At 33.6% G+C, this 253-nt stretch carries 1 protein-coding gene; it reads left to right on the top strand.

Annotated elements, in window-relative coordinates; all coding sequences use genetic code 11:
• Nucleotides 1-253 (top strand): VTT domain-containing protein (locus FE392_RS23040; protein WP_319931995.1); only part of this gene is annotated, 253 nt, incomplete at both ends.

Here is a 253-nt window from a genome sequence, read left to right as displayed (position 1 = left end):
AATATATTTTAATTCAAAAGAAACATATTGATTATGCTGAAGATTGGTTTAATCGTTACGGAACTGGTGTTATTTTTACAGCGCGTTTTATTCCTGTTGTGCGTCATGCTATTTCGATACCAGCGGGTATTGCGAAAATGTCACATGCTAAGTTTATTACGCTAACTACATTAGCTGTTATTCCGTGGTCAATTGTGTTTGTATATTTAGGTTTTAAATTAGGAACAGGGTGGGAAAGTATTAATAAAGTTGC

The sequence above is a fragment of the Xenorhabdus santafensis genome, assembly GCF_033949405.1.
Taxonomy (GTDB): Bacteria; Pseudomonadota; Gammaproteobacteria; order Enterobacterales; family Enterobacteriaceae; genus Xenorhabdus; species Xenorhabdus santafensis.
This window is presented reverse-complemented; position numbering and strand designations above follow the sequence as displayed.